This window comes from Shigella sp. FC1661, from assembly GCF_001712525.1.
Lineage (GTDB): Bacteria > Pseudomonadota > Gammaproteobacteria > Enterobacterales > Enterobacteriaceae > Escherichia > Escherichia coli.
In genome coordinates this window covers 1-1,791 of the sequence record NZ_MDGW01000292.1, presented here as the reverse complement: position 1 = coordinate 1,791, position 1,791 = coordinate 1, and the positions used below count along the sequence as shown (strand labels likewise).

Here is a 1,791-nt window from a genome sequence, read left to right as displayed (position 1 = left end):
CTGGCCGATAAACCGGGTCGGCGAACTGCTCCCCTGGCGCGTAGCACTGCCGACTGAATAACACATCCCCGTCAATACGGTTCTTGCTGCACGCTTACATTTAGTCTATAAGATAATTGGCAAAAAAAAGCCCGATGCAATATACGCCGGGCTTCAATTTTATTGTTGGTTAAATCAGATTAATCCAGCCATTCAGTATGGAACACACCTTCTTTATCAATGCGCTTATAGGTATGTGCACCGAAATAGTCACGCTGTGCCTGGATCAGGTTCGCAGGCAGAACAGCGGCACGGTAGCTATCGTAATAGGCAACCGCAGCGGCGAAGGTCGGAACCGGGATACCGTTCTGTACTGCATAAGCAACGACATCACGCAGAGCCTGCTGGTAGTCATCTGCAATTTGCTTGAAGTACGGAGCCAGCAGCAGGTTAGCGATTTGCGGATTTTCGGCATAAGCATCGGTGATTTTCTGCAGGAACTGCGCACGGATGATGCAACCAGCACGGAAAATCTTCGCGATCTCGCCGTAGTTCAGATCCCAGTTGTACTCTTCAGACGCAGCACGCAGTTGAGAGAAGCCCTGAGCATAAGAAACGATTTTGCCCAGATACAGCGCACGACGAACTTTCTCGATAAACTCAGCCTTGTCGCCTGCTGGCTGCGCTTGCGGACCAGAGAGAACTTTAGACGCGGCAACACGCTGATCTTTCAGAGACGAGATATAACGTGCAAACACAGACTCGGTAATCAGCGACAGCGGTTCGCCGAGATCCAGCGCGCTCTGGCTGGTCCATTTGCCCGTACCTTTGTTTGCTGCTTCATCCAGGATCACATCAACCAGGTAGTTACCGTCTTCATCTTTTTTGGTGAAGATGTCTTTGGTGATGTCGATCAGGTAGCTACTCAGTTCACCGTTATTCCACTCGGTAAAGGTCTGTGCCAGTTCTTCGTTAGAGAGATTCAGGCCGCCTTTCAGGAGAGAATAGGCTTCAGCAATCAGTTGCATATCGCCGTATTCAATACCGTTGTGAACCATCTTCACATAGTGACCTGCACCATCGGTACCAATATAGGTAACGCATGGCTCGCCGTCTTCAGCAACGGCGGCGATTTTGGTCAGGATCGGCGCAACCAGTTCATAGGCTTCTTTCTGCCCACCAGGCATAATGGAAGGACCTTTCAACGCGCCTTCTTCGCCTCCGGAAACACCGGTACCGATAAAGTTAAAACCTTCGGCAGAAAGCTCACGGTTACGACGAATGGTGTCCTGGAAGAAGGTGTTACCACCATCAATGATGATGTCACCTTTATCGAGGTATGGCTTGAGGGAATCAATAGCAGCATCCGTGCCTGCACCTGCTTTCACCATTAACAGGATGCGACGAGGCGTTTCCAGAGATTCAACAAACTCTTTCACCGTATAGTAAGGAACCAGTTTTTTGCCTGGATTTTCGGCAATCACTTCTTCCGTTTTTTCACGGGAACGGTTGAAAATAGAGACGGTATAACCACGGCTTTCGATGTTGAGCGCAAGGTTGCGCCCCATCACTGCCATACCGACGACGCCGATCTGTTGCTTTGACATTGTTTACTCCTGTCAGGGGGTTATGGCTTGCTTCTGAACTAAATTATATGCCAATCTTTAAATAATCGTTCATTTATTAAATATCAATAAAGTTCTTCATACATTTTGGCGGTGATGCTGCCAACTTACTGATTTAGTGTATGATGGTGTTTTTGAGGTGCTCCAGTGGCTTCTGTTTCTATCAGCTGTCCCTCCTGTTCAGCTA

General features: G+C 48.6%; 1 protein-coding gene. It reads right to left on the bottom strand.

Annotated features, from left to right (window positions below; all coding sequences use genetic code 11):
* Positions 1–179: 179 nt before the first annotated feature.
* Positions 180–1,586: an NADP-dependent phosphogluconate dehydrogenase gene (gene gndA, locus BFF42_RS16045; protein ID WP_000043500.1), complete on the bottom strand. Its 1,407-nt coding sequence runs from the start codon at positions 1,584–1,586 to the stop codon at positions 180–182.
* Positions 1,587–1,791: the final 205 nt, after the last annotated feature.

Bases quoted from the DNA above. Each gene is read 5' to 3' on its own strand.
- gndA (WP_000043500.1), bottom strand. From the start codon at position 1,586: ATGTCAAAGCAACAGATCGGCGTCGTCGGTATGGCAGTGATGGGGCGC.